This is a genomic window from Novipirellula sp. (assembly GCF_041583735.1).
Lineage (GTDB): Bacteria > Planctomycetota > Planctomycetia > Pirellulales > Pirellulaceae > Novipirellula.
Map to the genome: position 1 here is coordinate 1 of NZ_JBFHFD010000415.1, position 7,753 is coordinate 7,753.

Here is a 7,753-nt window from a genome sequence, read left to right on the forward strand (position 1 = left end):
CGCGACGCCGTCGCAGCCCGAGCGACGTACCGCCAGCATCCTAGGGGGGCTGAAACTTGATACCCGCCAGTGGCCACTGATCGGCAAGCCGGATGCGGAATTGGTATTTGTCGAGCTGTTTGATTACACCTGTCCTCATTGTCAGCGCACGCACGCGGCGCTGTCGCAAGCGAAAGCTCGCTATGGCGACCGATTAGCCGTGATCGTGTTGCCAGTGCCGCTTGACCGAGCGTGTAACCCAACGGTCAAACAAACAGGAGCGGCGCATGCCGAAGCATGTGAATTAGCGCGTTTGGCGATTTCGGTCTGGGTGGTTGACCCGACGGCGTTCCCGAAATTTCACGACTACGTGTTCGAGTCCAAGCCAAACTACGCGGCGGCACTACAGCGTGCTTCGCAGATGGTCGATTCGGAAAAACTTCGTGAAACGATGAGCGGATCCATCCCCAGCGATTACATCGCCAAGCACGTGGCGCTGTACAAACGCGCCGGCGAAGGAGCGATCCCCAAATTGATGTTTCCCACCAGCACCACCGTCGGCGAAGTCGCCTCCGGCGAACGTTTGATTCAGTTGATCTCGCAACATCTCGAGCGAACAAGTCGCTAACCAACGTTTAGCGCGTGGTGAATGGTTCACGGCCATCCGGTGCGTATTTTGACGCCGTCCCGTATTCACCTTAGTTGCCGATCCTTCGGGACATCGCGATTGAAGCAGCCGAGCTTCAATTTTCTGGGGAAGAGCTGCAAGCGATCTTTGTTGAGATGGACTTGCCCGAGTTCGTGATCACTGGCGAGGGAAGAGTTCACATCACGTATCAAGGCGAGAACGCTGCAGCCTCGCAATCGGGTTATCCCAGTCTACCAGCCGGTGCCGTTAAGGGGCTGTCGATAGCAGAAGCAGAAGAACTGCTACGAAGCACAAAAAATGGTGGCGATGTTTCAACGTGCACCAGCGACGTGCTCATGCAGGATCGCTAGTCCGAGGTCACTTCATCAGGATTGCCAATGGTGATGTTCCCCAGATCGCGGTCTTCTCCCGGTTTGATCACGAGAGAGCGAAACGCTCTGCCGACGATGCGATTGTCAATGACGACGCGGGCTGAGTATTTCCATTCGGGCGACAGGCCTCGTATTGCAAAACGTCCGTCATCGTCGACCTGGATCTCATGCGGCTGGAACTGCTTCCCTTCAACCCACGCCCAAGTTGCTGATTCGTTGTCCGGCTCAGCGTCACCGTACACGGCTGAGATGATGGCGTCTGTGATCGGTTCACCGCTCTCGGCGACAAGTCGACCGTGAACTCGTCCGGCGGCTGATAACTCAATCGTGAATTGCTTTCCTTCTCCGTGATCAACGATCGTGCCGCCAATCAAATCTCGGCTTCGGTCGAAGGCGAACACTTTGCGACGTTGATCGGGTAGCAAGTCCTCGACGACGAAGCCTTGCGGAGTCTTGTCATGCCACCATCCCTCGTTCCCACCATAGATTTCCAGCGCCTCCGTCACTGGCTTTTCATCAGGATTCAGGATCGTAACGGGGATCGGAATGGCTTCGCCGATCGACAAATCGACGTTTACAACTCGCTCGCCTGGTTTTGGTTCAACGAGGGCAACTCGTTGGTAGTCTCCTGGTGCCATTATTCTCGGTTCGGTTCTGTAGAGAGGCCAAATTCCTTCGCTGCGGTACCGGGTCAGTTCAAACTCGCCGTAGCCTCGCGAGTAAACCGACATCCGTTTCTGGTCCCGGTTCCCAGTGCTAAACGCAATCACTCCGGCCGTTGGCAAAACTGGGATTCGATAGCGTCCATCGGAATCAGTGAAATTGCGACCATCGGTATATGCCCGCAAGCTACCTGGATGTTTCGCTTCCAATTCGCGATTGGGAAACCAGTAGTAGGCGATCTTTCCCTGGAACGGTACTCCAGTTTTGGCATCATAGGCGCGACCCTCTGCCCAGATACCCTGTTTCAGTTGAAAGTTGATTTTGTACACACCGTCATCCGGCAATTCGCTACTTGATTCACTCGTCGTGGCCGTGACGGGGATGTAGGGAAGGTCTCGGGGGCCATGCACGACAAATTGATTTCCGGCACCCGCAGGTAAACCAGCAATCCGATACCGCCCCCTCGCGTCTGTCCTTTCTGCCCAATGCTGGCGTTCCCACGTACTCGTGATGCGCTGGTTGTTAACGAGGCACGTTTGCACGAGGGCACCGACGATTGGCAATCCAGTATCGGCATCAGTCACCGTCCCGATCACCGTTGACGAAGGCCCGATCACCGCCTCAAACTTGGGCGGGTAGAGCCCCGTCGGCGGATTGTCTTCGAAAGGCGGTGCTTGAGGAACCATCACAATCTCATTCTCCTCATCGTTTCGCACGACTAGGTTTGTCGACTCGAATCCTTGATGCTCGACGAGTAATTCAAAGAAGCAATCGGCAGGCAATTCATTTAAGTCGAAACGGCCTTCAGAATTCGTCGTGCCCATCGGTAGGGCATCACGAAACGGCACCTGCTCGATACTGTTGACGACACTCGCGACGTCGCGAATAAGATCTTCGTCAGTGTCTGGTTCTGGTTCGGCAGGACTGAGATTTGGCAGGCCGCCATTCTTCTTGAACGAGCGTTTGGAAAAACAGCAAATGCGAACGCTTGCCCCCACAATGGGCTGCCCCTCAATGTCGATCAATCGTCCCGACACGTTGCTACCTTCGCGAGCGAGTTTGATGGGCTCACTTGAACGAGGCAGCGGATCGTGTTGACCTGGCCAATCAGGATCGATTGGCACCACAGCACCAAACTTTCTTGGCCAAGTACGCTCAAACGCATAACCCTTCGCACGAACAATCATTTCTTCACGCATGTCCCAGATAGCGACCTGGTCGGGGGTTGGCGGCGTCCGTTTCAATTCAAACTTGCCATCCTGATCAGTGACGACGCGGACCGGTTGCATGGGGGCATCGTCACCGACTCGGCTACGCCACCAGTAGACTTCTGCACCAGCAAGTGGCCCCTCGCTGCCGAGAACCGTTCCTCGAATGACGTCCAGTGGGACATCGTCAGTGGAATGCTTCTCGATGGGCGTCGGCACGTGAGACTGCTCAGAAGCGATTTCAGTGTTCCCGTCGGAAATGGCGGATTCCACTGGAAGCTGGGCAGCGACGATGGCAGCGGGAGTGAAGGACAGGCTGGCGATCAAGACAGCAACGACCGATAGCATGGCAGTCAATATCCGGGCTCGAACACCGGTCCGCATCGAAAGGCTGCGACCGCTATCCATGATGCGTATCACCCGATGCTTGAGCATGCTGTTTCCAGATGCGATACCCACCGCAGAACCAAGCGGGAAATCGCAGCGCTGGGCCAAGTCAACTAATCGTTGAGCGTACTGTTCACGCGATGCGCCAAGCCCTACGGCATAGTCGTCACACACATCCTCGGCGGTTCCCTCGATCAGTCCGACCAATTTCCACAACAGTGGTTGGAAAAAGAACAGCGACAATGCGGCATGATTCATCATTCGCACCAGCAAGTCGTGGCGTTTCAGGTGAGCGAGCTCGTGGACGAGTACGTCGCGAATGTTGCCGCCGGTGATGTCCTGCATCAGCCCATCCTCGTCGCTAGAAAGATGGATGATCGGATTTCGGATTCCAGTCAAGAATGGGCTTTCAAAGTAAGGGCTGCAGACAACTCGTGGTGCCTTGACGCCCAGCTCGTTCGCCATCTTGTCACAAAGCCATTGAACCTCGTCACTCACAGCCACGCTTGCTGCGAGCGATTTCTTGAGTGCCCGATAGGCTCGGAAGTGGCGAGTCAGCAAACAGACGGAGACTACCAGCCAGATCGCGGCAGCAATTCCTTTTCCGATAATCACAGCATTGCCTGCGACGGCGGCTTCGTCTAAATCCAATGCCGGTTCGCTTGGTTTCAATTCATCGCGACCCGATTCGACGGGGAAGCTCTCTCGCTGCTGCAGATTGTCGATGTTGGCTAGCAGCCTTCCTTCATCGAAAGCCTTTGGTTCTTCTGGTTCCAGAGACGTATTATTCGCGATGCTTGTGAAATCGGTCTGCGGTAGAGGCAGTTGCGTGGGGACAGTCGCCTGAGTGGAGGCCACCGTTTGCTGTGATGGACCAGCAGGCCACCAACCATCGACGTGACTGTGCTTCATCGTGATCGTCAGCAGTGGCGAGACCAACACGGCGATCATCGTGAAACGATAAACCACCGATAGCACTGCGGCGTCACGAACTCGACAGAGCCGAACGATGATTAAGGCGACAACCATCAAGATCGTTGATTGAATGAAGAAGAGCAGCCCAAGCTGCCAGCTTGCTTCCGCGATGCTGATCATACTCATGGCTAACCTTTCTTCTTGGTTGGGTTCTTCGCTGAGCGATTGATCAGCTTGCGAAGGTCGGCCAGTTCTTCGGATGACACGTCTTCGCTTTGCAACAAATGGGCGACCAACGCCTCGACACTGCCGCGGAACACGCGGCTGAGCAGGTCTTGGGTTGCCGATTGCTTGAAGTCAGCTTCCTGGATCAGCGGAAAGAACGTGAACGTACGCCCTTCGATTCGATGATCGACCGCCTTCTTTTCTTCCAAGCCGCGTAGCAGCGTCTGGACCGTGCTATGGGCGATCGGTTCGGACTCGTTGATCCGGTCCGTGATCTCGCGAGCGGTCGCCCCACCGTGTTCCCACAGCACCTGCATGATCAGCAGTTGCACTCTTCCAAATTGCGTGACAGTCATTGATCGTTCTCCGGCTTACTCATTGCGTTTACTGGACTAAATCTACGGAGGTAAACTATCTGCGTCAATCGACGTCCATAAAATGTTTTCAGAAAAATGCTTGACTTACCTACGCCGCGTCGGCAATGCGTGCCTACACGCAGTAGGCAAAAAGCATTCTCGAGGGACGCACAGCATGGCGAATCCGGACACGACAGCGTTGACCGTAGCGGAGCGGGAGATCATGGAGGTCTGCGATAACTTTGTGTTGGCAACCACCGACGCACCGGTCTACAGCCGCACGTTGCTTTCCTTGGCTCAGCTCGTTCAGCGGCCCGAAACGATTCCCGGAAGCGTTGGCTTCTTTGCGTCACGGTGGAAGTTGGAGCATCGCGTCGCTGGATTGCTCGACGACACTCGCGACACGCAAACGATTTTGAGCAAGCGTGGATGGGCCTTTGTGTTGGCTTCGACTTCGGGGCTGCTGACTGCGATCTGCTTTGGCACTCTCACTATGGCAACCGCGCAAAACACAGATGAGGAATCTACAGCCAAAGTCGAATCGGATTTAAGCGAGATTGTAATCAGCGGCATCGTCCGTGAACAAAACGGAAACCCGATTGGCGGAGCAAAGATCTGGCTGGCCGTGACTTTGTTCGAGTTCAATAGCGATTAGAGGACAATCCGACTGCCAGCAAGGAAAGAGACTTGCTTCAAACCCGAATCGACGAAGCGCTGGGGGACGGGCGTTTTGCCAGTCGGGCACTGGAGTTGCGGCGTGATTCGCAGCCCGTGCGTGGGCGGCTTGTTGATCTGGAAGGCAACCGGCTGCCAAACGTGACAGTGTTGGCCGAGAGCCTCAGCCAGCCGAACATCCAGCAGTTGTTGAGTGCTCTGGAGAATTCATGGACTCAGGGGGTTTATGGGGCAATCAACGCCACGGGCATCATGAGGGGACTCGCTAGAAGCGAGCTGAAAAAGTCATCCCGCCGGTAACGACGGACAAAAACGGAGACTTCGAACTCCACGGCATTGGTGACGATCAACTGCTGAGGCTCGTCTTTGCTGGTGATCATGTGGTTGTCTGATAAGACAACGTTAGAGATCAGCGGAATTGTCGAGCGACTGCGACGCTAATTTTGAAGGGGGGCTGGAAATGTCCGAGTTTCAGGAAACTCATTGACACATCAAGTTGCTCATTGCGATTTGAATGCCTGCCTCGCTACTTTCGATAATACTCAAAAAAGGTTGATATCGGAAGAGAATCGTTAAGCAACCGCGCTCTAGTAAATCTTGTTCACGTACGATAACGGCGAAGAAAAGCGGGCTTCAATCGAGCGATTGGCGCGAAAGAGGAGGTGCAGCTTCGCCGAGCGATCCGCCGCAGTCAGCCCTTTGGTGACTTGGGCTGGGACGAGTCAACGTCGCGAAAGTACCAACTGGAATCCACCTTGAGAAAGCGTGGCCGTCCACGCAAGTTTCCCCAAACCACCAAACAGGCTCCTGTCACCATTTGCTGCTTCCGATCTCTGCCGGCGTCTGTGTGGGAGATCAGTGCGGTTTTCGCGAGCGATCTACCGGAGGTTCTTCGGCGGAAGCTCGGTGACGCTCTCGCCACTTGTAGCCAATCTTGCGTGAGACACCAAACCGCTCGCACAGCCTGCTGAATTTGACCCCTTCGGCTACTGCCAAATGGGCAAACTCTTCTCGTTGTGACACTCGATCGAACTCTTTCCAGCCAATACTCGCTCCTGAAAAAGAGTCAAGTATGATTATTGGGAAAATCGCCACCCGTGTTTCCGGTCTATACACTTCTCCGGTCTATACACTTTGCGCAAGCGATCCGCATCGAACTCACGCAAATCATTGGTATTGAGCGGGCAGCAGGTAACGACGGACGTATCCTACGCAATTGAAAGTTTGTGAGTGGATTGGGTCCCCCTCCGTGTTGACCGGTTGGAACTGGATTGATACATTGTGGGAAATGTGCCCTTAAGCCAGTGGATAAACGGCTGTTAGGGACCGTTAACTGCCGTTTTTTTAAATTCCACCGAGAACACTGGAGATTGGAAGCATGCGTCCATCAAATTCAAACCGACCCGCGTTTACGCTGGTCGAATTGCTGGTAGTTATTGCGATTATCGGTGTCCTTGTCGGCCTGCTTTTACCGGCTGTGCAGTCGGCCCGCGAAGCGGCACGGCGAATGAGCTGCAGCAACAATTTGAAGCAATTCGGATTGGCAATGCACAACTACCACGCCACTTTCAACGTTTTCCCCGCTGGATATCGAAATCAATTCAATACTGTGCCCACCAACGGAACCCAATATTCTGCTGCCTTAGCGGCCGAATTTTCGTCATGGGCGTGGAGTGCCGCGATCCTGCCTCAGATGGAGGCTTCAGCGAACTACGAGATATTGCAAGTTGGATCCGTGCGTTTGGCGGACGCGTTGATTCCAGGAGGGCCGGTGAATCGGCTGGAGGCTTTGCAGACCCCTATCGCTGCCTATCGTTGCCCATCGGACATCAGCCCCGAAACGAATGATGGAAAACAGATCCAGGACCGAAACGGGACGTCACGCCCTGTCGCGACGTCGAACTACATGGGGGTGAATTCGAGCCGCAAATGGCACGGCTCCAATGGTGCATGGATTACGGGGCCGGGGAGAGGCGAATTGAATCAATGGGGAGCTGGGCCTGGTGAAAACCACTACCCAAATGGTATTTTTTGGCGAGACTCAAAAGTGGGTTTTAAAGCGATCTTAGACGGAACGAGCAATACGTTGATGATTGGGGAACGCGGCTGGGAGCTGAATAACCCAGCTGGAACGACGTTCAATTGCCGAGCCGGGAATATTTACGGAGAAAGAATTAGCAACGAACAGAGTGAAGTCCACCGCACTCTTGGTTCGATGGCTGGCCCTCTCAATTTCGCGAATGGAAACTGCAATAAGGGATTTTCAAGCCTTCACGTCGGCGGCGTGCAATTTCTGTTGTGTGACGGCAGCGTCCGGTTTTTAAC

General features: G+C 54.6%; 8 protein-coding genes. 5 read left to right on the forward strand and 3 right to left on the reverse strand.

Translation table 11 applies throughout. The features are described 5' to 3' along the window. On the forward strand, nt 1–607 hold a 607-nt coding region (locus ABX962_RS24345), incomplete at its 5' end, for a DsbA family protein (protein WP_372723135.1). Between the two features lie 74 nt (nt 608–681). After that, nucleotides 682–978 carry a hypothetical protein gene (locus ABX962_RS24350; RefSeq protein ID WP_372723137.1) on the forward strand — a complete coding sequence of 99 codons (297 nt, stop codon included), beginning with the start codon at nt 682–684 and terminating at the stop codon, nt 976–978. Here the strand turns inward: ABX962_RS24350 and ABX962_RS24355 are convergent. Together ABX962_RS24355 and ABX962_RS24360 are read right to left on the reverse strand one after the other, a co-directional pair. Further along, a complete protein-coding gene (locus ABX962_RS24355) occupies nt 975–4,358 on the reverse strand; it encodes a M56 family metallopeptidase (protein WP_372723139.1) in 3,384 nt (1,127 codons plus the stop codon). The two genes, ABX962_RS24350 and ABX962_RS24355, sit on opposite strands and share 4 nt — an antisense overlap. Nucleotides 4,359–4,360: 2 nt before the next feature. Continuing rightward, the gene (locus ABX962_RS24360; protein ID WP_372723141.1) at nt 4,361–4,753 is read right to left on the reverse strand and encodes a BlaI/MecI/CopY family transcriptional regulator; all 393 of its coding nucleotides are present in this window, start codon (nt 4,751–4,753) and stop codon (nt 4,361–4,363) included. Nucleotides 4,754–4,928: 175 nt separating this feature from the next. Between ABX962_RS24360 and ABX962_RS24365 the strand changes: the two genes are divergently transcribed. Both ABX962_RS24365 and ABX962_RS24370 read left to right on the forward strand, forming a co-directional pair. Next, entirely contained in the window at nt 4,929–5,408 is a 480-nt protein-coding gene (locus tag ABX962_RS24365; RefSeq protein ID WP_372723142.1) for a hypothetical protein, read from the forward strand. A gap of 32 nt (nt 5,409–5,440) precedes the next feature. Then, entirely contained in the window at nt 5,441–5,728 is a 288-nt protein-coding gene (locus ABX962_RS24370; protein WP_372723144.1) for a hypothetical protein, read from the forward strand. Nucleotides 5,729–6,283: 555 nt separating this feature from the next. Here ABX962_RS24370 and ABX962_RS24375 read toward each other — a convergent pair. Continuing rightward, nucleotides 6,284–6,544, reverse strand: coding sequence for a transposase (locus ABX962_RS24375; protein WP_372723146.1), 261 nt, complete (start codon nt 6,542–6,544; stop codon nt 6,284–6,286). A gap of 262 nt (nt 6,545–6,806) precedes the next feature. Between ABX962_RS24375 and ABX962_RS24380 the strand changes: the two genes are divergently transcribed. After that, nucleotides 6,807–7,753, forward strand: a 947-nt coding sequence (locus tag ABX962_RS24380) for a DUF1559 domain-containing protein (RefSeq protein WP_372723148.1), incomplete at its 3' end; no start/stop codon positions are given.